General features: G+C 35.8%; 23 protein-coding genes and 2 riboswitches. Of the genes, 6 read left to right on the top strand and 17 right to left on the bottom strand.

Annotated elements, in window-relative coordinates; genetic code table 11:
- Positions 1-125: 125 nt before the first annotated feature.
- From gcvPB to gcvT, 3 genes are read right to left on the bottom strand one after another with little or no spacing between them, the layout of a single operon-like run.
- A complete protein-coding gene (gene gcvPB, locus DBX25_RS10880) occupies positions 126-1,604 on the bottom strand; it encodes an aminomethyl-transferring glycine dehydrogenase subunit GcvPB (RefSeq protein WP_108670821.1) in 1,479 nt (492 codons plus the stop codon).
- Positions 1,597-2,943 (bottom strand): aminomethyl-transferring glycine dehydrogenase subunit GcvPA, encoded by a 1,347-nt coding sequence (gene gcvPA / locus DBX25_RS10875; protein ID WP_108670936.1) that lies wholly within the window; start codon positions 2,941-2,943, stop codon positions 1,597-1,599. The genes gcvPB and gcvPA overlap by 8 nt, the downstream gene beginning before the upstream one ends.
- A gap of 18 nt (positions 2,944-2,961) precedes the next feature.
- Positions 2,962-4,068, bottom strand: a complete 1,107-nt coding sequence (gene gcvT, locus DBX25_RS10870; protein WP_205685212.1) for a glycine cleavage system aminomethyltransferase GcvT — start codon at positions 4,066-4,068, stop codon at positions 2,962-2,964.
- Positions 4,069-4,195: 127 nt separating this feature from the next.
- A riboswitch (glycine riboswitch) is annotated at positions 4,196-4,283 on the bottom strand.
- A 3-nt stretch (positions 4,284-4,286) separates the two neighbouring features.
- Positions 4,287-4,375, bottom strand: a riboswitch (glycine riboswitch).
- A gap of 258 nt (positions 4,376-4,633) precedes the next feature.
- Here gcvT and DBX25_RS10865 point away from each other — a divergent pair.
- Both DBX25_RS10865 and DBX25_RS10860 read left to right on the top strand, forming a co-directional pair.
- On the top strand, positions 4,634-6,313 hold the full coding sequence (locus DBX25_RS10865) for a DEAD/DEAH box helicase (RefSeq protein ID WP_108670820.1): 1,680 nt from the start codon (positions 4,634-4,636) through the stop codon (positions 6,311-6,313).
- Complete coding sequence (locus DBX25_RS10860; protein WP_108670819.1) at positions 6,300-7,106, top strand: YqhG family protein; 807 nt, start codon at positions 6,300-6,302, stop codon at positions 7,104-7,106. Before DBX25_RS10865 ends, DBX25_RS10860 begins: the two co-directional genes overlap by 14 nt.
- 28 nt (positions 7,107-7,134) lie before the next feature.
- Here DBX25_RS10860 and DBX25_RS10855 read toward each other — a convergent pair whose 3' ends face one another.
- From DBX25_RS10855 to comGA, 8 genes are all read right to left on the bottom strand, one after another.
- Positions 7,135-7,323 (bottom strand): YqzE family protein, encoded by a 189-nt coding sequence (locus DBX25_RS10855; protein ID WP_108670818.1) that lies wholly within the window; start codon positions 7,321-7,323, stop codon positions 7,135-7,137.
- Positions 7,324-7,355: 32 nt separating this feature from the next.
- On the bottom strand, positions 7,356-7,853 hold the full coding sequence (locus tag DBX25_RS10850) for a shikimate kinase (protein WP_108670817.1): 498 nt from the start codon (positions 7,851-7,853) through the stop codon (positions 7,356-7,358).
- 13 nt (positions 7,854-7,866) lie between these two features.
- Positions 7,867-8,262: a competence type IV pilus minor pilin ComGG gene (gene comGG / locus DBX25_RS10845; RefSeq protein ID WP_157950947.1), complete on the bottom strand. Its 396-nt coding sequence runs from the start codon at positions 8,260-8,262 to the stop codon at positions 7,867-7,869.
- Positions 8,252-8,710, bottom strand: a complete 459-nt coding sequence (gene comGF / locus DBX25_RS10840; protein WP_240620252.1) for a competence type IV pilus minor pilin ComGF — start codon at positions 8,708-8,710, stop codon at positions 8,252-8,254. The genes comGG and comGF overlap by 11 nt, the downstream gene beginning before the upstream one ends.
- Before the next feature lie 269 nt (positions 8,711-8,979).
- Positions 8,980-9,447: a competence type IV pilus minor pilin ComGD gene (gene comGD, locus DBX25_RS10835; RefSeq protein ID WP_108670814.1), complete on the bottom strand. Its 468-nt coding sequence runs from the start codon at positions 9,445-9,447 to the stop codon at positions 8,980-8,982.
- The gene (gene comGC, locus DBX25_RS10830; protein WP_108670813.1) at positions 9,431-9,733 is read right to left on the bottom strand and encodes a competence type IV pilus major pilin ComGC; all 303 of its coding nucleotides are present in this window, start codon (positions 9,731-9,733) and stop codon (positions 9,431-9,433) included. The genes comGD and comGC overlap by 17 nt, the downstream gene beginning before the upstream one ends.
- A 12-nt stretch (positions 9,734-9,745) precedes the next feature.
- On the bottom strand, positions 9,746-10,780 hold the full coding sequence (gene comGB / locus DBX25_RS10825) for a competence type IV pilus assembly protein ComGB (RefSeq protein ID WP_108670812.1): 1,035 nt from the start codon (positions 10,778-10,780) through the stop codon (positions 9,746-9,748).
- Positions 10,773-11,834, bottom strand: coding sequence for a competence type IV pilus ATPase ComGA (gene comGA / locus DBX25_RS10820; RefSeq protein WP_157950945.1), 1,062 nt, complete (start codon positions 11,832-11,834; stop codon positions 10,773-10,775). Before comGA ends, comGB begins: the two co-directional genes overlap by 8 nt.
- A 441-nt stretch (positions 11,835-12,275) precedes the next feature.
- Here comGA and DBX25_RS10815 point away from each other — a divergent pair, with 441 nt between their 5' ends.
- The gene (locus DBX25_RS10815; RefSeq protein WP_108670811.1) at positions 12,276-12,977 is read left to right on the top strand and encodes a helix-turn-helix transcriptional regulator; all 702 of its coding nucleotides are present in this window, start codon (positions 12,276-12,278) and stop codon (positions 12,975-12,977) included.
- Positions 12,978-13,061: 84 nt separating this feature from the next.
- The gene (locus DBX25_RS10810; RefSeq protein ID WP_108670810.1) at positions 13,062-13,307 is read left to right on the top strand and encodes a DUF2626 domain-containing protein; all 246 of its coding nucleotides are present in this window, start codon (positions 13,062-13,064) and stop codon (positions 13,305-13,307) included.
- A 50-nt stretch (positions 13,308-13,357) separates the two neighbouring features.
- Here the strand turns inward: DBX25_RS10810 and DBX25_RS10805 are convergent, their stop codons facing one another.
- Both DBX25_RS10805 and DBX25_RS10800 read right to left on the bottom strand, forming a co-directional pair.
- The gene (locus DBX25_RS10805) at positions 13,358-14,467 is read right to left on the bottom strand and encodes a class I SAM-dependent methyltransferase (protein ID WP_157950944.1); all 1,110 of its coding nucleotides are present in this window, start codon (positions 14,465-14,467) and stop codon (positions 13,358-13,360) included.
- Positions 14,468-14,530: 63 nt separating this feature from the next.
- Positions 14,531-15,160: an MBL fold metallo-hydrolase gene (locus tag DBX25_RS10800; RefSeq protein WP_108670808.1), complete on the bottom strand. Its 630-nt coding sequence runs from the start codon at positions 15,158-15,160 to the stop codon at positions 14,531-14,533.
- A 358-nt stretch (positions 15,161-15,518) separates the two neighbouring features.
- Here DBX25_RS10800 and DBX25_RS10795 point away from each other — a divergent pair, with 358 nt between their 5' ends.
- The gene (locus DBX25_RS10795) at positions 15,519-15,692 is read left to right on the top strand and encodes a DUF2759 domain-containing protein (protein WP_108670807.1); all 174 of its coding nucleotides are present in this window, start codon (positions 15,519-15,521) and stop codon (positions 15,690-15,692) included.
- 79 nt (positions 15,693-15,771) lie between these two features.
- On the opposite strand, the gene DBX25_RS10790 is transcribed toward DBX25_RS10795, so the two are convergent.
- The 4 genes from DBX25_RS10790 to DBX25_RS10775 all read right to left on the bottom strand — a co-directional run bounded on the left by DBX25_RS10790 (position 15,772) and on the right by DBX25_RS10775 (position 20,796).
- Positions 15,772-16,914 carry a YqgU-like beta propeller domain-containing protein gene (locus tag DBX25_RS10790; protein ID WP_108670806.1) on the bottom strand — a complete coding sequence of 381 codons (1,143 nt, stop codon included), beginning with the start codon at positions 16,912-16,914 and terminating at the stop codon, positions 15,772-15,774.
- 375 nt (positions 16,915-17,289) lie between these two features.
- The gene (locus DBX25_RS10785) at positions 17,290-19,143 is read right to left on the bottom strand and encodes an LTA synthase family protein (RefSeq protein ID WP_108670933.1); all 1,854 of its coding nucleotides are present in this window, start codon (positions 19,141-19,143) and stop codon (positions 17,290-17,292) included.
- 465 nt (positions 19,144-19,608) lie between these two features.
- Positions 19,609-20,574 carry an ROK family glucokinase gene (locus DBX25_RS10780; RefSeq protein ID WP_108670805.1) on the bottom strand — a complete coding sequence of 322 codons (966 nt, stop codon included), beginning with the start codon at positions 20,572-20,574 and terminating at the stop codon, positions 19,609-19,611.
- A gap of 9 nt (positions 20,575-20,583) precedes the next feature.
- The gene (locus DBX25_RS10775) at positions 20,584-20,796 is read right to left on the bottom strand and encodes a YqgQ family protein (protein ID WP_108670804.1); all 213 of its coding nucleotides are present in this window, start codon (positions 20,794-20,796) and stop codon (positions 20,584-20,586) included.
- Between the two features lie 210 nt (positions 20,797-21,006).
- Here DBX25_RS10775 and DBX25_RS10770 point away from each other — a divergent pair, with 210 nt between their 5' ends.
- Positions 21,007-21,867 carry a hypothetical protein gene (locus tag DBX25_RS10770; RefSeq protein ID WP_108670803.1) on the top strand — a complete coding sequence of 287 codons (861 nt, stop codon included), beginning with the start codon at positions 21,007-21,009 and terminating at the stop codon, positions 21,865-21,867.
- Positions 21,868-21,880: the final 13 nt, after the last annotated feature.

Raw genomic sequence — 21,880 nt, 5'->3', positions numbered from 1 at the left:
TAAAGTTTTGTTTGGTTGTAAATACACGTTGATGATAATAAGCCCTTAAAAATAGCCAGTAAAAAAGCCGACTAGAAAATGGTTATCTCACCTATCTTCTGTCGGCTTTATTCTATTAATACTTATCAGACTTCCGTTAAAACTTCCTCTTTCGTATAACGTAACACAGGTTTACGTGCAGCCAATGTCTCATCTAGACGTTTGATAACTGTCGTATGAGGTGCTTCTTGTACGATTTCTGGATTCTCTTCTGCTTCTCTTGCAATTTGAATCATTGCATCAATGAATGCATCAAGTGTTTCTTTTGACTCCGTTTCAGTTGGTTCAATCATAATACACTCTTCAACATTCAATGGGAAGTAGATTGTTGGCGGATGATATCCGAAATCCAACAAGCGTTTTGCGATATCCAATGTGCGGACACCTAGTTTCTTTTGACGACGTCCACTTAATACAAATTCATGCTTACAATGACGATCAAATGGTAAATCAAAATGAGGAGCAAGCTTTCTCATCATATAGTTTGCATTCAATACTGCGTATTCAGTAACAGCCTTTAAGCCGTCTGGACCCATTGAGCGAATGTATGTGTATGCCCGGACATTAATCCCAAAGTTACCGTAGAATGGTTTTACACGACCGATTGCTTGAGGGCGATTATAGTCGAATGTAAACACATCTCCTTGTTTAACAAGAACTGGCTTCGGCAAGAAAGGAATCAAGTCAGCTTTAACTCCAACTGGGCCCGAACCTGGTCCACCGCCACCATGTGGGCCAGTGAATGTTTTATGCAGATTTAAATGGACCACATCAAAGCCCATGTCTCCTGGTCGTGCTTTTGAAAGAACCGCATTTAAGTTTGCTCCATCATAATAAAGCTTCCCACCAGCTTCATGGACAATTTGAGCCATTTCTAAAATATTTTCTTCGAATAAACCTAATGTATTAGGATTTGTAAGCATGAGGGCAGCAGTATCAGAGCCTACTACTCTGCGAAGGTCGTCTAGGTCTACTAAACCATTTTCGTCAGATTTAACTGTAATCGTTTCAAATCCAGCAACTGTTGCAGAGGCTGGATTTGTTCCATGAGCTGAATCAGGAACAACTACCTTTGTTCGATTCATGTCACCATTGGCTTCATGGAAAGCACGAATCATCATCAATCCAGTCCATTCGCCATGTGCACCTGCAGCTGGTTGCAGCGTCACTTCATCCATGCCTGTAATTTCCTTCAAATGCTCTTGAAGATCATACATTAATTCAAGTGCACCTTGGACTGTACTTTCGTCTTGAAGTGGATGGATATTGGCAAATCCACTGAATCGAGCAACATTTTCATTAATTTTAGGGTTATATTTCATTGTACAAGATCCCAGAGGATAAAACCCGGAATCCACACCATGGTTACGCTTAGACAATGCTGTATAATGACGCATGATATCTAGTTCAGAAACTTCTGGTAGTGCAGTTTCTTGTTCTCTAATAAACTCAGCTGGTAGGATTTCAGAAAGATCTACACTATCAACATCCATTTCTGGAAGACTGAATCCAATTCTACCTGGTGTGCTTAATTCAAAAATCAATGGTTGATCTTGCTTATTCATGTCCATCCCCCAATTCATTCACGAGCAATTCGATTTCTTCCTTCGTGCGAAGTTCGGTTACAGCAACTAACATATGATTTTGCAGTTCTGGATAACTTTGACCTAAGTCGTATCCTCCAATGATTCCTTTTTGGAACAATGCAGCATTGATTTCCTTGATACTTTTCGGAAGCTTTACAACAAATTCATTAAATGAAGGACCGTTAAAGACGACTTCCAATCCTTTTGCTGCTAAAGCATTTTTAACGTAATAAGCTTTTTGGATATTTTGAGTTGCCATCTCTTTTACGCCTTTTTTACCTAATGCTGTCATGGCTACTGAAGCTGCTAAAGCATTTAGCGCTTGGTTTGAACAGATATTTGAGGTAGCTTTATCACGGCGAATATGTTGTTCACGTGCCTGAAGGGTCAATACAAAACCGCGTTTTCCATCCTCATCGACCGTTTGTCCTACTAGTCTACCCGGAACCTTCCTCATAAGCTTATTCGTAACTGCAAAGTATCCGCAGTGAGGGCCTCCAAAGCTTTGTGGAATACCAAAGACTTGTGCATCACCTGCAACGATATCTGCTCCAAATTGGCCTGGAGGTGTTAATGCTCCCAGCGCCATAGGATTGCTTGATACGATGAACAACGCTTTGTGGTCATGTACAATTTTTTCAATCGACTTCAAATCTTCTATTCTACCAAAGAAGTTAGGATATTGGACTACGACACCAGCAACGTCAGAATCCATTTTTCCTGCCAATGCTTCTAAGTCTGTCGTGCCATCTTTATATGGAATTTCAACAACTTCAATATATTGTCCATCCGCATATGTTTTAAGGACATCCCTAGACTCTGGATGTACTGCTGCAGAGACTAAAATCTTCTTTCTTTTCGATTGTCCTGCACTCAACATCGCTGCTTCAGCTAGTGCTGTTCCGCCATCGTACATGGAAGAGTTCGCAACATCCATTCCTGTAAGCTCACAAATCATAGTCTGATATTCAAAGATCGCTTGTAGTTCTCCTTGAGAAATCTCTGGTTGGTACGGCGTATATGCCGTGTAAAACTCAGAGCGTGAGATTACGTGGTCCACGATTGTTGGAATGTAATGATCATAAACGCCTGCACCAAGAAAAGAAGTATACTGCTTTGTATCAGCATTTTTTGCCGCAAGCTTTGATAATTCCTTTAATAAGGCTGGCTCTGATTTAGCAGTCTTAATGTTATATTCACCTTTAAATCTTACACTTTCAGGAATGTCTTCAAATAATTCATCGACTGAATTTACTCCAATTGCTTGAAGCATATCTCTTTTATCTTCTTCCGTCATGGGTAAATAACGATGCTTAATCATACGAGTGGCCCCTTTCTACTTTCTTGGCTTTTTATAAAATGGTGTGGCAACAACCTGTGCTTTTAATCTCTTTGATCTGATTTCTACTTCAACTTCAGATCCAAGTTCAGTAAATTCTTTTTTCAGTAACGCAAGACCGACATTCTTTTTTAAAGTCGGTGACTGAGTTCCTGTTGTAACTTCACCGATTTGTTCACCATTCACAAATACTGGATATCCGTGTCGTGGAATTCCACGATCTATCATTTCGATTCCAACTAATTTTCTAGGAGCCCCATTTTCTTTTTGAGCTTTTAATACTTCTTTACCAATAAAATCAGCTTCTTTATCGGTTTTTACTGCAAAGCCGATACCAGCTTCGATTGGAGTTATATCCTTTGAAAGCTCTTGACCATATAAAGGAAGATTTGCTTCAAAGCGTAAAGTATCTCTGGCACCTAGACCAATCGGGAGCACACCTTCTTCTTTTCCTGCTTCAAGAATGTCTCTCCACAATTTAGGGCCTTCATCAGAATTGCAATAAATTTCAAAGCCATCTTCTCCTGTATATCCCGTGCGAGCAATGAGGGATTTCACACCATTCACATTGACAGAATCCATAAATTTAAAGAATCCAATCTCGCTTAAATCTATATCTTTTACTAGTTTCTGAAGAATAGCTTGAGATAATGGTCCTTGAAGAGCAACTTGAGCAATCTTTTCAGAAATGTTATCAAGTTCCACATCACCTTCAACATGTTGTTTTAACCATTCAAAATCCTTGTCGGTATTTGCCGCGTTCACCACCAACAAGAATTCATTTTCTGATTTTCGATAGATGATTAAATCATCTACAGTTCCACCATCTTCATAACAAAGAGCAGCATATTGAGCTCCGCCATCCTTTAATTTTGAAACATCATTGGTAACCATTTTTTGCAAGAACGCTAAACTGTTTGAACCTTTAACTATGATTTCACCCATATGGGAAACATCAAACAAACCAGCTTTAGTACGAACTGTTTCATGTTCTTCCTTTATACCAGCAAATTGAACTGGCAGATCCCATCCACCAAAATCAATAGTCTTGGCACCGCTTTCTTTGTAAACCTCATGTAGAGGTGTTCTTTTCAACTCGTTCAAAAAAATGCCCCCTTCATCATGTTTCATCATATTGCTTTCAAAAAAATCCAAAAATTCACTTTTCACTTTTTCAAGGGCTTCTTTAATCCTACTAAAAAAGGACAGAGATGCTCCTTGAAAAGAGCATCTCTGTCCTGTTACCTGAAAGTTTACCTACGGAATTATAATTATAGGCTTTCCCCTTTGGTGGCTTCCCTAAGAAGCACTCTCCAGAGTCGCGTCCAGCAAGAGTTCTTTTGCCTGAGAGATTCGCAGTTTTGCTTGCTCCTTCGGCGCCACATCATGTAGTCTCTCCCCATGCCTTCATTCGCTTATATTTACTTGTAAATTGGTGATACTACTTAATATTAATGAATCTATTATCATCCTATCACTAATTAAGAATTGTCTGCAATCATTTTATGAGAAATTAGATAAAAAACTTATTATTAACCCCTAAAACTTTTCAAATGTTCGTATTTGAGTGTAATATCCAATGAATTACAAGTGTTTTTCATGAATAATCCATTTTAATCCGATTATTTATTCATTCACCCTTAGTGAAGTGATGTAAAGGAGCATAGTTATGAAAATACAAGTAGAATATGATTCTTCGTGGGAAGAAGGCCTTCATGAGAAAATATCTAACGATGGACCCTGGAGCAGCTGGGAAGTTTTTAAACTAGCTTACAATATTGAACAAAGATTATTAGTTCCCTCCTTCGAAGGATTGTTGGCTCCCTCCCACTTATCCCAGCTAACACCTTTACCTCATCAATTAGAAGTAGCAAAACAAGTTGTTGAAAGAATGAACGGGAAAGCGATTTTAGCAGACGAAGTGGGTTTAGGGAAAACCATTGAAGCTGGGTTGATATTAAAAGAATATATGATTCGTGGATTAGTAAAAAAAGTTTTGATTCTCGTTCCAGCATCTCTTGTATCCCAGTGGGCTTATGAGCTGAACAGTAAATTTTTCATTCCTGCGGTTGCACAGAAGAAAAGCTATGTATGGGAAGCTTGCGATGTTGTCGTATCGTCAATCGATACTGCTAAGCGAAATCCACATAAAGATATCATATATAACCAAAGCTATGATTTGGTTATCATTGATGAGGCACACAAACTGAAAAATAACAAAACTAAAAACTATGAATTTGTCCAAGGCTTGAAAAAGAAATTCTGTCTTTTACTTACAGCTACACCTATTCAGAATAAGATAGAGGAAATTTTTCACCTCGTATCCTTACTCAAACCTGGTCATTTAGGCAATGCAGCATATTTTTCTGAGAAGTTTAAAGGCAAAGGCAGAAACATCAATGAAGATGCTTATTTAAAGGAACTTGTGAATAAGGTTATGATTAGGAATCGACGCGGTGATACTGGGATTGAGTGGACTAAGCGTGTAGTTGAAACCATTGTCATTGACTTCACTCCAGAAGAAAGACAATTATATGATGCGATTTCGAAATTCAAACCATATAGCACCGAGTCCATTGGCAGTACCTTTTCCACACTTACTCTACAAAGAGAAGCATGCAGTAGCAGAGAAGCTGTTTTTTATACCTTAAAAAATATTCTTGAAAGAACGGAAAATCCTTCAAATCAACTTAAAGAAACCATTCAGGAGCTAGCCGGGTTAGTCGAGAAGGTATCCGTAAATTCAAAAGCTCAAAAGGCCCTTGAATTAATCCAAAGTGTAAATGACAAGGTGATCATCTTTACAGAATATAGAGCTACCCAATTATACTTACAATGGTTCTTAAAACAAAACGGAATCAATTCTGTCCCTTTTCGAGGCGGCTTTAAACGAGGCAAAAAGGATTGGATGAGAGAACTATTCCAAAAGCACATCCAGGTCTTGATTGCTACTGAAGCAGGAGGAGAAGGAATCAACCTTCAATTTTGTAACCATATCATCAACTTCGATCTTCCATGGAATCCAATGAGGCTTGAGCAACGAATTGGACGTGTCCACCGTCTTGGACAGGAAAAAGATGTTCACATTTATAATTTCGCTGTAAAAGGAACGATAGAAGACCATGTTTTAAAGCTTTTATATGAGAAAATTAATCTATTCGAGAAAGTTGTAGGAGAACTGGACGATATCTTAACAAGATTAGATTTAAATAATCTTGAAGATTATCTCATTGATATCGTAGGGTCTTCTCGAAGTGAAGGAGAAATGAAGATCAAAATGGAAAACTTGTCTTCTATTATTGAAATGGCCCAAGGTATGAAGGAGGAGAACTCACGTGCAGCAACATGAAATCCATCAATTTCTACTTCAATATTTTAAGAGCAACGCCTGTGAGATAGTGGAGAACTCTTCTTCCTATCTCATTGTTCAATTGACTGTTGATTTAGACAAGGCTCTCATGAACCGTCCTTTTTATTGGCATTACCTAGAAAAAACCGGGGGCACTCCAAATCCTATGAGACTAACACTCATTACTAATCCGGCAATGGCTCCTGAAGATTTGAAAGGAGAAGTCATTCATTTTGGTTCCCCAAGACTTCACCAAATCTTTCAATCGGCAAAGAATTTAGGAAGTTATATCCGTCTTTACGAAAATCCTAATAGTAACAGTTCAACACATACACCTCTCCACCCCTGGTTAAATGCAAACATTAAGGTTTCCTTTCAATGCGATCGTAAAAAAGAGCTCTTGTTTTCTTTAGGAGTCAACTTAATTTCTGGTCAGATTATGGAAAACTTTCAAGAGAAAGTAGTGAAACTGCCACTGACTCCAAAAATCCCTGACTTTTCCTTCACCTTATCCCCTATCATTATGCCTAAAAGTGGATTAGGCCGACTTGATCGATATGTACGATTACAGCTAGAGGACGAGGACCATAAATGGGCTGAAGATGCCATTTTACGTTGGGACAGTGATTTGGAATTACTCGAGCATTTCTATGCGGATATGGAAGACAAAGGGGAAACGTATATTACAGAAAAAGAAGCGTTAAAGGAGCAGTATTCTCCTACAATCAGAATCTCTGTCATTAACGGGGGAATGTTTTATTTATCCAACGAGCGCATATCCCTGTCATCATAATATCAAGAAAAAAGCTTCTAACATTTTATCAGTTGTTAGAAGCTTTTTTCTTAAACATCATAGATAATGCAAAAGGAAGGATTCCAAACCAATGATACACGAGGTCAGGTCTACCCTCTTTTCTTTCTAATCGATTCTTTTTCCGTTCGTCTTTCGGTTGATCATAATATTTAACAAATTGTTGTGTTAAATATTTTACATAATCATTTGTTTTCATATCCATCACCCATTAGCAGTATGGACTGCGACCTACTGATTTATACGGGTGAAAATCTCTTTAGCTGCTTGTTCTATAGATAAAGAAGTGGTATCAACGATTATGGGTGCTTCCATGTAGATAGGCAGCCTAATTTCAAATAATTTCCGTAAATTATTTTTCTTTTCACCAGCAAGGAGAGGTCGAGATTCGTCACTTTCCAGTCGCTTCGAGATGACTGAAGGATCACAATGTAAGTAAACCCAAGTCCCGTTATCTTTCATCCATTGTCGGTTGGACTTATTAATAACTATGCCCCCTCCTGTAGTGACTACCCCATTTTGGGTAGGCAAAGACTTTAGTATCTTACCTTCTAATTCTCTAAAATACTCTTCACCTTTTTCAACAAAAAGCTCTAAGATAGTACAATTTTCCTGCTCTTCTATCAGAACATCCGTATCATACACAAAAGTTTCCAGTAATCGGGCTAACTCTCTTCCAACAGATGTTTTCCCGCTACCCATAAAACCCGTTAAATAAATCGTCTTCATGTTTTACTCCTTTTTAACTTTCCAGCCAACCAATGATTTTTTTCTCCATGATATCATATTCGACCCGTGCTTGTGCTTTTCCACCAAAATCCGTAATTGCAGATATTGAAATTTGCGCTTTTTCTTGCTCGATCGATTCTACTTTAATGAGAACTTCCCCCCTTGGAAAAAACCATTGTGATTCTACACCGGGTTGTATGTTTTCAAAATGAGCTGAATTATGACTTGCCATATACATTAAATGTTCAGAAACTAACTTAGATTCGGTTTCGATAATGAAATTCCGATATGAAACATATTCCCTTACTTTATTTTCTACTAATAAACATATTAGAAGTAATAACATTAAGAGGTAAGGAAAAACAACACCTAATTGGTTATTTGATAAACATAAACTTTTATGGAACATAATAGTGGATGACCCCCTCTTCAAATCCATTTTTATGTCGTACTTTTAAATAAATACTTGAATCCCTTTTTTCAAATTCAGCAGAGATTATGTTTTGGAGCATTACTTCATGTCCTAGTCCATTTACCCTTCTCCGAACTTTGTCTTGATAGCTTTCAATCAATATTAAATTATCATCTAAAATCAAATTCAGCTTGTTATTTTGAACAGTAACCGATTTTGAATTTCGCACTTCCTTTTTAACCTGATTTAAAAACACCTCCCATTCTTGAAAACGAAAACTTTGAAAAGGTTTATTCAATAATAGGAAACTAGTTGATATTTGTAAAAATAGGGAAGTAATTATCACTAAACAAAATAATGCTAATAAGCTCTCTAATATAGTAAACCCTTCACTTTTTCGGAGTAATATCACATAATTTTTGTTGTTGATTTTTCGAATCCACATATTCAATACATCCCTCCACATATGTTGGATTTTCTGAATAGTTTTGCAAGGAAAATATATAGTCATTTCCCTTGCGGTGGATAAAGACCTCAATTGGACTAACTAGTGTTGCATCATTTTTTAATTGCTCATATAAAAGATGCATACCAGTAATCTTTATATCAGCATCTTTAGTGCTGCCTGAAATTTTAGTTAACATGGGAATTAGGAGGGTAGAAATAAGTAAACAAACGAAGAGACTGGCTAATACATCCAAAAGAATTGTTCCCTTAGAGTTCATTAAAGTAAAACCTACCTTTACCAATTAGAAAGTAGAATGAATATACCTTCTCTCTTTCCTTAATGACCCACGTACCCGATTGAGTAAAATTCCCATTCAACGTAACGTAAAGTTTGTAAGAGTGTAAAGAGCCATACTCGATTTTGATGCTGTTTGGTATTTTTTGTTCAACTAATACCTCTCCTGAAGAGGAAAAAGCGAAATAACGCTTATTAGTAAGATCAAGTTTAAAATTAACTGCTTGCTGATGGTTGAGTGCATATTGCTGGATATAGTAGAGATCGGACTCAAGCTGTCTTAAGAAATTAGGGGCGTTGACCTTCATTATAATCTGAGGAGAAAATGCAAGGGTTATAGTAGAAATTATAATAAAGATAAGCATTACCAATAAGATTTCAAGTAACGTGAACCCTTCAGAACTTTTTATTGTGACTGCTTTTCTATTCAGCCGGAGCAACACTAATTTCTCCTTCGCTGCTTAATGCCAAGGCATCTCCATTAGGACATGATTTTTGATTGATATATTTGCTAGATACTAATTCATCAAGGGAAGCAGGCAATTTATTGTTGTCCAACTGGTATGCCTGGACTTGTGCTTGGACCATTTTAACAAACGCATCGCATCCTTTATCCTGAATAGATGCTTGCTGTTTTACAATGTTCGGTATTGTAATAATTAGTAATATTGATATAACCAACAAAACGATTAGCATTTCTATTAGGGTAAAACCTTTTTCTTTCATGTCATTTCTCCTTTATATTGCTTCCATTATTGAAAACATAGGCAATAGTACTGCTAAATAAATAACGAGGACCATAACCCCTATAAATGTAAAAACAATTGGCTGTAAAAATCGAATGTACAATGCGATTTTTTCTTCGATAATTTGAATTAGTAATTGGCTATAGTGGAATAGTTCTTTATCCAGTTTCCCGTTTTTGTTCCCATTTGCTATGACGCTACCAAAGTTTTGTTCAAAGTATGGTTGCTGATTAAATACTTGCTCTAGCTCGAATCCTTGTAATAGTCTTGCGTATGCATACTCACCGATAAATTTATAGAACGGTTGCCTACTCTCCTTTTGTAACAGTTCCATACAATCTAATATGGATAAACCTCCAGATAGAAGGCTGCTTAATTGACCTGATAAGAAATACGTGTCTAACAATCGTTGAATTTGCCCATAAAGTGGAATTGCTATAATGACCCTTCTTTGCTTCTCAGGTAACAATTTGCAAAACCAGAATTTGTATAAGAATGTAACTGTTAAGAATACGATGATGATTAAATAGGGAAAGTAAGTCGCAATATTGATAAAGGAGAGTAGTAGTATTAGTGTGGGGCTAACGGAAGTAGTGAGGCTATCTAATAGAACCGAGAACTTGGGTAGTATAACGTAATTAACGATTTGAAGAATACATAGCAAAAAGAGGACTAGGAAAAGTGGATATAAAAAAACTTTTTTTAATCTATTTAAGTCTTTAATACGATTCTTCCAAAATTCCCCTCCTTCTTTTAAAGCATGAGGAAGATTTCCGTACTGTTCTGAATAGTTTACATAGGTAAGTAATTTCCTATCAAAGCCTAGATCCTCCAACATTTCTAAAAGTGAAAAACCTTGTTTGAGCATTAATAGTCCATTTTCTAATCTAACCTTCTTTTCTTGTTTTTCTTGGGTAGATAAAAATGAAATGGCTTCAGGAAGGCTATACCCATGTTCCAACAAATCTCCTAACCGGAGTAGAAAATTAGATTGTTGTTCCATTTTCCATCTAGTTTTCCTAATCATGGATTACCCATCTTTCATATTCCTTTTCTGGAATAAAACCAAGTGCAATAGCTTTTTTCATTTCCTCCTTTAATCCCCTAGGGGGTTCAATATCCATTTCACCTTTCGCCTTTAATAAAACTGATGCAAGGTTCTTACCATGAAGTAATTCATAAACACCCGCTCTTTTTTCCCTATTATGAAAGGTGCAAAAATGGGAACAATTGTCTCCACAAATTGGACATTTCAATTCTACTAACCGTTGAGCTGTCACCGCTATAAGAGTCTGTTCTATCTCAAGCCATGAAACACCGAATTCAATCAACCTGTAAATCGCTCCAGCCGCATCCCTCGTATGCATGGTGGTTAAAATCAGATGTCCTGTCATGGCTGCTCTTACAGCAATTCTAGCAGTTTCTGCATCGCGGATTTCCCCCACCATGATAATATCTGGATCATGACGAAGTGCTGCCTTCAATCCGACAGAATAAGTAATTCCTGCTTTTTCATTAATTTGAACTTGTAAAACTTCGTCAGTTTGATTCTCAATCGGATCTTCTAGAGTGATGATGTTTCGATGGATGTGCTCTTTTGCGTAATGTAACAGAGAATATAATGTTGTGGTCTTTCCTGAACCAGTCGGACCAGTGAAAATGATTAATCCGTGAGAATATTTCATTAGGGACATCAATTTGTACGCAGTATTAGGGAATAGGGATAGGTTTGTTATTGGCATGATGTTTTGTTGGGGGATTAGTCGTATTACAAGACTTTCAGCGTTTAAGGCAGGCAGAGTTGATAGACGAAGACCAATGCTCTTTCCATCCAATTGGTAAGTAAAAGAACCTGATTGAGGTCTTCTCCTTTCGCCAATATCCATGGAACCTAGAAATTTAAAATGCGATACTAACCTTTCGATACTGTGAATTTTCAAAAAATCGAGCGGGATAATACGGTTGTCGATTCGCAGTTGGATGGAAGGGTCACCTTTTCGTGGAAAGATATGAATGTCCGAAGCAGAAAATCTCATTGCATATTGCAGTATTTTTTCCGCCAGCTTTTCAGTAGAATTCAAGGGCATCACCTCTATAGAATATTTTAAGGCTCTTTTCGCATAGATTATTATCTTTAGATCATAAAGATGGACCGTTGATTGCATGCAGAGGCATTTACCTTCCAATACAATCAACTCAAATAATTAAGGTACACTAACAAAACAATAAAATTCACGATAACAGCCTTTTCCAATGACTAAGTTCGACTTCCTTCTACATTATTCCTTCTTCTAAAAAAATTTTTTAAAACTTTTTAAATATATCAACAGCAAGACAACACTTAGTTCAAACATTTATTTGTAAAGTTCACTAATAAAGTAACAATCAGACAAAGTAACAAACATTTTTTTACATATTTGTGAACATTGATGTTTGTGCCCGATTTGTATTGGTCCTACACATTCCAATGAATAAGACACTGTATTATAATGAAACCAAAATAGCGGTCAGAGGTGAATGAATTGGAACAAACATTAAAGATAACCAATGTCTTAAGCGACCCAACCAGGTATTATATTTATCAATACATTACTGAAAGACATCAAGAAGTAACTGTACAAGAAGTTGCGGACTCATTTGAAATTCACCCTAACGTGGCTCGTTTGCATTTATCTAAACTAGAAGATGTAAACATGCTTATTTCTGAAACAAAGAAAACTGGAAAAGGTGGAAGACCCAGTCGACAATATCGATTATCCGAAGAAGTAATTCAATTGCATTTTCCATATCGAGATTTCCAGTTATTAGCTAAAATTGCTTTAGAGACAATGGGTACTCTTGGGGAAGCCGGAATGAAAGCACTTTTTGAAACAGGTAAAAGATTTGGCGAGGAACTAATTTATCAGCAATTGAATACTTTACCTTTTACACAGAATGAGTTATCTTTTGATCAAAAACTGAACATACTAAAAAAAGCAGCTGCATTGTCAGGATTTTATCCAGATTTCAACATTAATGAAGATGAAACAACGATCTTCTTCCAAATTCATAACTGCCCGTTTAAGGAAGTGGCGATAGAGCAAACTGATGCCACGTGTACCATGCATAATTCCTTTTTAAGAGGAATGTTCGGTGTGTTATTCGAAAACGTGGAATTAATTGAGAAGGATAACATGATAAATGGGTGCGATACTTGCACTTATCATGCAGTTGTCACAAAGTAGAAACAAACTATTCTTTACACAGGCTTATATTGTAATTTATAATTATTTAGTGATGAACCAATGGGAACAAAGGAGGGATACATAATGGAGCGCATGTACAGAGTTCTTGGGTTTTGGACAGGTATCTTTGCGATTATGTTTTATCTTGGCGATATGTATACAACATCATTAATTTTCTTTGGCCAAACAGGATTCTTTATTCTACTTAGCTACTTAAAATTATCTGAACGTATGTATATTTACGTTTTTGGTGCTTATTTAACAGTTTTCTTCGCCGGATTTACTTATTGGACAACATTTATGATGGTGCCAGGAGCTGGCGGTCATTAATATCCTACATAAAATCCCTTGAATCGTATGATTCAAGGGATTTTTGTGTATCATCTATAGGTATTGTATGAAAATAGCTCATTCACATCCATGGATAATCCTTTTATTTGGATAAGGGTTCTAAAATATGAACTTATTCCTCCAGGTAACAACATATCTCGTACTGCTCTATTTCTTTTACTTATCTCTGAAAAAGGGTTTGGATCATAACTCTCCTGCAATTCTTCTAATATTCCTGCTTGTAAAAGGAATCGTGATTGCTCGAGTAAGCAATCTGAACGAACTCCATTCTCTCTACCAAATTTCAAAAGGGTATCAAAATGAATATGAGTAGTCAAATCCATTTCCCCAATATAGGTATACGGATTATCTATCATAGTATGTTTATAATAGCCCCTTAGGCTACCAAGTCGATGTTCAGGAAGCGACCATTCCTCTGCTGTGTATCCATAATCGAATGTGAGTAGCACGGCTTGAATAATCTTATCAAGAAGGCTCGAAAAATAATGTTCCATCATTAAAGGTATTTCTATTCTTTGTCCCTCATGTAGTATGACATTATATTTTTGCAAGTATGTAAAAATGGATGGATCCTGGAGCTCTTGAAGCTTTTCTCCTAAACCATTCTCTTCTATCACGAATACTTCGTATAACTTGCCTTCCTTTTTTTCAATAATATGAACTGGAAAAGCGTCGAATAATTCGTTAGAAAACACAATCCCTTTGAAATCGATCAGTGATTCCAAACTTTGGACAAAAGTAACAGCTTTGAATTCTTGCAGTCTTTGTCTTTGAAGATTTTGATGATATTCACTAGTTTCCACAATAGTGTATTGAATCTTGTCGGCAACATCAGGAGAGTGTTCCTGGATAAAAGCAAGCAAATCACTGGCAATTTTACCTGTTCCGCCTCCTATTTCAACGATCTGGAATGGGAGGTTAGTTTTATCAAATACCTCTAGTATCCATCTACCAAGTACTCTTCCAAAAACGCTACCTACATTGCTACTAGTATAAAAATCACCATCAGACCCAATTTTATTTACAGGCTGTGAGTAATATCCCTTAACTGGATGATATAGCACTGTCTCCATAAATTTATTAAAAGTAATGGCATTCCCTTTACTAGTAGCAATTAACTCACGTATGATTTTTTCCATTATTTCTCCCATTTCCCTCTGAATTACAGCAGTCAGTTATGAGCACTATCGAAAAACCCAATGTTAAAAGCCATTCAAAAAGGGATTATGGTCCATTTCAACGGAAATAGTCGTAACTGGACCATGCCCTGATAAAACATATGTATCTTCAGGAAGGCTTAATAATTTTGAATGAATACTTTCTAACAATTGACTTTGATTGCCACCCCTTAAATCTGTTCTTCCAATGCTACCTGAAAATAAAGCATCTCCCGAGAAAACAGCTTTACTTGGTTTATGATAGTACGAAATACTTCCTGGAGAATGTCCAGGTGTTTCTAACACTTCTAGTTCAAAATCAGAGATGTTTAATAGTCCTTCTTCTTTTATTATTTGCTCTGCAGCTCTAACAGAAACTGCACTTCCAAAAAACTTGGATCCATTTAATGCCGGGTCGCCTAACCAAGACGCTTCTTTCTTATGAATAAAGGCAGGTATTTCATAATGAGATCTAATAATGTCTAATGCTCCGATATGATCGAAATGTGCATGTGTTAAAAGAACAGCTAGGGGTTTTAATTGATTTCCCTTTATGAAAGAAATAAGTCTGTCTCCATCCCCGCCTGGATCAAAAATAAGGCATTCCTTTTTTTGATTCCATAATATATAACAGTTAGTTTGTAAAGGCCCTAAAGGTAATTGCTTCCAGTTCATCCGAATTCCTCCCATTTAAAGATTACCAACTTATATTTTACACTAAATGCTCTTTCATTTTCATAAAGCTTGCATGATTTATATAGCAATATGGTAAAACTAATAATAATGATGGTTATATCACTATATTATAGTGTCTTATCAATATTTTATTGAAACAGTCCTGCTAATCTTTTGGATTGACAGAATTCTTGAAAAAACTCGAGCTAATGACATAAATGTGTCAATTTTTAAACCTCGACAAATGTATTAAAAACCTATAAAATGTTATTGTATGCTATCTTTACTACATATTTAGTAGTTGATAAAATTTTGATTTGAAAAAGCGAGCAATATATTAAGTGAGGGGGCTATATATATGGGTTTAGTAGTAATTTTTGGACTTGTTACCATCCTTTCAGCAATCGGTACTATTAGTTCGTTAAAAAACAAAAACTTCCTTGGTTTGTTTTTCGCTGTGGGAACATTAGCTGTATTTGGCTGGTTCACAGTTATGACTGCAATTAACCACGGAGTACCAGTAGCACATTAAAAAAGCATAAAAACCATTGGCCCCTAGCCAATGGTTTTTTATTTCGTTAACTTTCTATATGCCCCTCAATGTTTATAAACTAATGTTTATCTAAATATAGTTTTCTTTGATCACCTTGATTAATATCCACGACTGTCTCCATTTGTTCTCCGATTAAGCATAAAACCCAATTAGGTGTACACGCAATGTTTGAAAATCCAACTTGATCCAAGATGACTTTTTTCTTACCATCCTGCCAATTCAGCTGAATTAAAGAAAAACTTTCTTTATAAGTATCAGCAAGGGCTGTTTTATAAGGAGCGAGCGTGATGATTTCCTTTTTAGATTCATTAATTTCTATGAATGGAACCATCCATTCGGAGTAACCCTTTAATACAGGTAATGAAAAGGAGGCTAACTCCAAGAGCGAGCGATCAAAAATTTTAAAAGCAGCAGATTCCTGATTATAATCTTCATTCACAGTAACGATTACGTTTTTGTTGACATTAAATGCTACTACCGAATCCAACAATTTGGTTTTTTCGCCACTTCGATTAATAGACATCAGAGGTGCGGATATAGAAGGATTATCCATGTCCCAATTAATATAGCTCAACTTTTCTTTACCCATCCATCTTGCAAAAGGATGATCAATTTCATATTCATCAAGCTCGTTGGTTGTTACATTAATGATATAACTCCTAAAGGTCCAATCTTCATAAAAACTACTAACAAATACCTTACCGTCCTCATGATAATTCCATTCATGGATTAAATCCACTCCTGGCAGGGTAGCGGAATAAATTTTTTTACCTTCAACAGTGAAAATCGAAATTTCCATTTGATTAGCTACTGGGGATTGTACAATCAATAAATACTTTCTTGTCGGGTCAAGAGAAACATCAAAAATCGGCCCATCAATTTCTAATATATTCTCTATCTTTCCATTAAATAGATAAAAAGATCTTAAAAACGAATTAGCACCATCCGAAGCAAGAAAAAGGAGTCTTTCATCATCTAGCCAATCAATGGACCTCTCAAAAAACTCGTTCCCTGTCAATGTAATACTATGGACCGAAGACAAAGATTTTTCAGATTGATTTGCTTTTTTCTGGTTCTCTTTATTATGATCAACATTACCTGTTTTTGTCTCACAGCCCGTAATAAAGAAGAAGCACAAGAGGAAGCAAAGAAAATGGCAAATGGAAATCTTATTACATGAAAATCGTGCATTCTGTCTCATAAATCACTCGCTTCCTCCTTTCAGCAAATCAAAACGCAGGCTATAGTCCTTATTGCGAAAAAATATTATAGTAATATCATCTTATAAAACAAAATAGAAATGCAAAAGAGAATCTTCCTTATTTTTTAAAGATGATACTTTTTCCCTATCAATTTTGGTATAACCAACGTTACCATTTCGGTTAAAACATTCTATACCCTATATCACCATTATTATGTATTTCATTTCCTAAACATGTACTATGGAAACATCACAAAAAAATTTTACTAATCTAAATACAATAATCCAACTAATGAAATATATTATTGTGCTGTAGTATTTAGATTTTTAAAGCAAAAAAGTCCCCAGGAATAATATTCTTGGGGACTTTTTTTATTATTTTTTCACATCATTCGTTTTATCATCATCGTAAAATCTTAATAAATCACCATAAATGATTTTGTCGGAATAATCAAGTTCTTGCTTTGATTTTTCCATATAAGGTCCACAAGCGCTATCTGCATTTTCTACAGGCTGCCCTGTAACTTTGTCATAGCATGTATCCCTTGTATAAACATAATCCTTAGTGATGAAACTACCATCACGTAATACGGCAAAATCCATCTTTTCAGGTGAAAATAAGTCTGCTCCAAATTCAATGTTTTCTTTGTTATCTACCCCAAGTAAATGAAGCAACGTTGGCTTTACATCGATTTGACCAGCGACTTTTGAAATAGTCTTCCCTTTTTGTCCAGGTACATGAACAATGAAAGGAACTTGCTGAAGCTGAACAGATTCAAACGGTGTAATTTCTTTTCCAAGGTATTGAGCCATAGCCGCATTATGATTTTCTGAGATTCCATAGTGGTCACCCATAATTACAATAACTGAATCCTCATACAATCCTTCTTCTTTAAGACGATTGATGAACTGCTCAATCGCTTCATCCGTATATCGAACTGTCGGGAAGTAACGATTTAAAGTTTTTGAACTTGAGTTGAATTCATCAATTGAACGATCTTCCTCATCCAATGTGAATGGGAAATGGTTAGTCAAAGTGATGAACTTCGCATAAAACGGCTTACCCTTCGCATCCATTTCCTTTAGATGAGCAATAGATTGCTCAAAGAATTCTTTATCTTTCATACCCCAGTTTACTGAGTTCTCTTCTGTCACATCATAGTCATTGATTTCATAGAAGCGCTGATAACCGAATGCTTTATACATAATATCACGGTTCCAGAAGCTTTTATTATTAGCATGTAACGAAGCTGTAGAATACCCTTGTTCACTCAAAATTTGAGGCATAGCTTTATATTGATTTTGGGAATGTGTAAAGAACACAGCTCCACGATTTAATGGATATAAAGAATTCTCAACTAAGAATTCTGAGTCAGAAGTTTTACCTTGACCAGTTTGATGATAAAAATTATCAAAGTAATAACTTTCTTTTACAAATTTATTCAAGAAGGGTGTAACTTCTTGACCATTAACCTTTGCATTAATTACAAAGTCTTGTGTAGACTCCATAGAGATAAAGATTAAGTTTTTGCCTTTTGCGATACCAAACATATCATCATTTGGCTGTTTATAATTCGCACGTACATAGTTTTCAATATCTGCAAGCTCACTGCCATCTGCCATTGCACGTTGAGCGGATGATTTTGATTGAAGAAACGCATCATAAATATGATAATTATATGTTCCAATGTTTTTTACGAGCATTTCACGGTCAAACGTTCTAGTAAGCAATTCAGGTCGTTCTGTCTCTGCCAATCCTAAGTTAAAAAGTCCAATGGCAACAGCAACTAGATAAAAGGCACGCTTATTAACTTTTGTTAAATTATTATTAACAATGAATGTTGGCTTCCATTTCATAATGATTGCAAGAACAATCAAGTCTACAAAGAATAACAAATCAGTAGGTTGAATCAATTCATTAACACTTCCACCTAAGTCACTCATGTTACTTGTTTGGAACAAGACAGGAATGGTTAAGAAATCATTAAAGAATCGATAGAAAACCATATTTGCAAAAAGGATAAAAGTAATCAAGAAACTAGTGATCAAGATATAACGATTTCTTCCTTTTTCTTTGAAAAACAATCCTAATCCAAGGATAAACATCAAGAAACTAATTGGGTTAATGAACAATATTAACTCCTGTTTCCAGTTTTCTATTTTAATATCAAAACTAGTTTTATAGGCGATATATGTTTTTAACCACAGAAATACAATTGCGATAGTCATTAATGAAATATTTTTGTTTGTAAAGAACTTCTTCACTTCGCTTTACCTCCTCATGTAGCGATGTAAATCGGTTTTATCAACATTGGTTCCTAAAAAAGAAACTATATAAAATCATCATTTACAATGAATGATAAAATCTTAATACTTTTTTTACAAAAAATCAAATCGATGCAAATACAAAAAAGGTAGAATGATATTTTTCATGATATTCTCTAGACCAATTAATTAGACGAGCCAAACTCAAAAAAGTTTCAAATTAATTAAAGTCAGAAAAATCCAACAACTCTACCCCATTAAGAAAACTCGCCAATAGGCGAGTTTATCTATAGAAAAGTAATTCAACTAAATGTCCTATATCCACACTCTTACGAAGATAGAATACAATCTTTTCATTGTATATTTAACGGTAAAAGAGCCTCCGAATTGAAAGCTCCTAAGCTATTATATGTTCTTACGAAACAGATTTCAATCCCCAAAATTTGTTTTTACCAACCATGCTGCACCAATTACACCCGCATCATTACCAAGAGTGGCAATAGCCAATTCTGTTGAATGCCTTACTCTAATAAAAGCAAATTCTTCAAAGTATTTACGTACTGATTGTAATAATATGTCTCCAGCCTTCGAAACGCCACCACCAATGACAATTTTTTCAGGATTTAGTGCACTGCCTAGGTTTGCTAAGGCTAATCCTAAGTAAAAGCCTACACGATTCAAAACATGGTTGGCTAAAGCATCCCCAAGTCTTGCTGCATCAAAAACATCTTTTGCAGTAATAGACCCAACACTTTCCAATTGTTCAGTGAGGATGCTTACTCCATTATTTTTGATCTCGTCCATTGCAAGCTTTACGATTCCAGTTGCTGAGGCTACAGTCTCAAGACAGCCACGTTTTCCACAATTACAATGAAATCCATTTTCAGGTACAACCGTAATGTGTCCAATTTCTCCACCTGCACCACTAATTCCATGAACAAGGCTGCCATTGGCAATTACACCTCCGCCAACTCCAGTACCAAGAGTTACACAAACTAAATCCTTTGCGCCATTTCCGGCACCTTTCCACATTTCACCTAAAGCAGCAAGATTAGCATCGTTATCAATAATTACGGGTAGATTTGTTTCCACTTCTAAAAGGTCTTTAAGAGGGTAGTTCTTCCATCCCAAATTTACCGCTTCATAAATAACACCATTAGTCGTATTGACTGGACCTGGGGCTCCCATCCCAATACCTACAAGCTTATTTTTGCTCTCCCCAATTTGTTCAAGCTTTAAATCAATCGCTTTTGCAATATTAGTCGTAATATGCTTTCCATTTTCTGAAATGTCAGTAGCGATTTCCCATTTATGTTGAATCTCACCATACTGATTGATAAAAGCAAGCTTTGTTGTCGTCCCACCTAAATCTACACCCAATAACCATTTTTCCATTGTTTTCACCTATTTAAAAAATTTTTCTTTATCACGTTCTATTTGAATCTCCTGTCGTAGCAACAGCAAAGCCGTTTGAAAATCTCTCGTATCAAGAAGCTGTGATTTATATAACTCAATCAATTCTGCTTCCATCATTTCTAAGTCAGCCAGACGCTCTCCTAGGTAAATGATTGTACCATATTTCTTTAATAACTGTTGAACATCATAAATTGTATTCATATTATCCCTCATTGACTTTTCATTCATTGTACAAGTATAAATCATACCTAAATAAGCTACAAGAACAAAAGATGATTACCATAGAGGAATAACCTTCATGGCTCCATAGAATTAAGCAACAATAGTAGAAAAATGCAAATAAACAAAAAATGCTTACATACTTGTCACTCTTGTACATAAAAATGGAATATCGAGCAGGAGGTGATTCAAATGAATAAAACAATAAAGTATTGGGTTATGGGTATTTTAGTTATTGGATTTTTCACGTTTCTTCTATTAAGAACTAATGATTCAAAAGAAGTATTTAATTATTTCCCAGCTGATCCGAATGTATCATTTATTGAATATCGCACAGGGTTATCTGCAGAGAATGGAAAAAACGAGTATGTACTTGATTGGAATACATTTTCAGAATTGGATCGAAAATCTTTCTTAAGGCAAGATGTAGGACTATTATTCAAAAATGGCAGATTACAAGGGGCGCTTAGGAATTGGAATCAAAATAAAAGTGTTTTATCTCAAAAAGAAATCATACATGATAAAGTTAGTGGATTGTTTCAAGCAATTACGTTCCACTATGCTGAAATACATCCCGGCCCTTCATCCTTTTCAAGTGCACAGGCGATGTCAGATAGTACTTTGAATGTGATTCGTTCTAACAGTGAACCGTTCCAAACTTTCTCCAAACCATTTACAAAAGAGCAACAAGAATGGGAACAAACATTCTCAAAGCAGCTACAAGCAATTTACAACGATACATTAACAAAAGCAGAAAATGAATTTAATATAAATCGCAACGACTATACTATAATCCCTCTCACGTTATTAAATGAAAAACAAGGTCAATTCTTATCAGGGTTCTCTAAAGCTAAACAAACCGAAATAGTAGGAAGGCTTTGGGAAGGGCTTTATAAAAATTATCTATTGGGAATAAGAAAAGGAGATGGCTCTGTTGTTTCACCACTCAACAGTACCACCCCCTTGTTACTTTTACACAATAATAGAAAAGAATTAGATGTTATTACTGTCACTCAAGACGGAACACCAGCAATGCTAATCCAAGCATTGTAATCTTACGGAAGTT

The sequence above is a fragment of the Peribacillus acanthi genome, assembly GCF_003073175.1.
GTDB classification, from domain to species: Bacteria; Bacillota; Bacilli; order Bacillales; family DSM-1321; genus Bacillus_BN; species Bacillus_BN acanthi.
Note: the sequence above shows the minus strand (reverse complement) of the source record. Positions and strands in the feature narration are given on the sequence as shown.

Coding starts and splice junctions, on each gene's coding strand:
- DBX25_RS10790 (WP_108670806.1), bottom strand. CDS start 16,914: ATGAGACAGAATGCACGATTTTCATGTAATAAGATTTCCATTTGCCAT.
- DBX25_RS10770 (WP_108670803.1), top strand. CDS start 21,007: ATGAATAAAACAATAAAGTATTGGGTTATGGGTATTTTAGTTATTGGA.
- comGC (WP_108670813.1), bottom strand. CDS start 9,733: ATGAAAGAAAAAGGTTTTACCCTAATAGAAATGCTAATCGTTTTGTTG.
- DBX25_RS10775 (WP_108670804.1), bottom strand. CDS start 20,796: ATGAATACAATTTATGATGTTCAACAGTTATTAAAGAAATATGGTACA.
- DBX25_RS10865 (WP_108670820.1), top strand. CDS start 4,634: ATGAAAATACAAGTAGAATATGATTCTTCGTGGGAAGAAGGCCTTCAT.
- comGG (WP_157950947.1), bottom strand. CDS start 8,262: ATGTTCCATAAAAGTTTATGTTTATCAAATAACCAATTAGGTGTTGTT.
- DBX25_RS10855 (WP_108670818.1), bottom strand. CDS start 7,323: ATGAAAACAAATGATTATGTAAAATATTTAACACAACAATTTGTTAAA.
- DBX25_RS10850 (WP_108670817.1), bottom strand. CDS start 7,853: ATGAAGACGATTTATTTAACGGGTTTTATGGGTAGCGGGAAAACATCT.
- DBX25_RS10810 (WP_108670810.1), top strand. CDS start 13,062: ATGGAGCGCATGTACAGAGTTCTTGGGTTTTGGACAGGTATCTTTGCG.
- DBX25_RS10805 (WP_157950944.1), bottom strand. CDS start 14,467: ATGGAAAAAATCATACGTGAGTTAATTGCTACTAGTAAAGGGAATGCC.
- DBX25_RS10780 (WP_108670805.1), bottom strand. CDS start 20,574: ATGGAAAAATGGTTATTGGGTGTAGATTTAGGTGGGACGACAACAAAG.
- DBX25_RS10795 (WP_108670807.1), top strand. CDS start 15,519: ATGGGTTTAGTAGTAATTTTTGGACTTGTTACCATCCTTTCAGCAATC.
- DBX25_RS10785 (WP_108670933.1), bottom strand. CDS start 19,143: ATGACTATCGCAATTGTATTTCTGTGGTTAAAAACATATATCGCCTAT.
- DBX25_RS10800 (WP_108670808.1), bottom strand. CDS start 15,160: ATGAACTGGAAGCAATTACCTTTAGGGCCTTTACAAACTAACTGTTAT.
- comGB (WP_108670812.1), bottom strand. CDS start 10,780: ATGATTAGGAAAACTAGATGGAAAATGGAACAACAATCTAATTTTCTA.
- gcvPB (WP_108670821.1), bottom strand. CDS start 1,604: ATGAATAAGCAAGATCAACCATTGATTTTTGAATTAAGCACACCAGGT.
- comGF (WP_240620252.1), bottom strand. CDS start 8,710: ATGTGGATTCGAAAAATCAACAACAAAAATTATGTGATATTACTCCGA.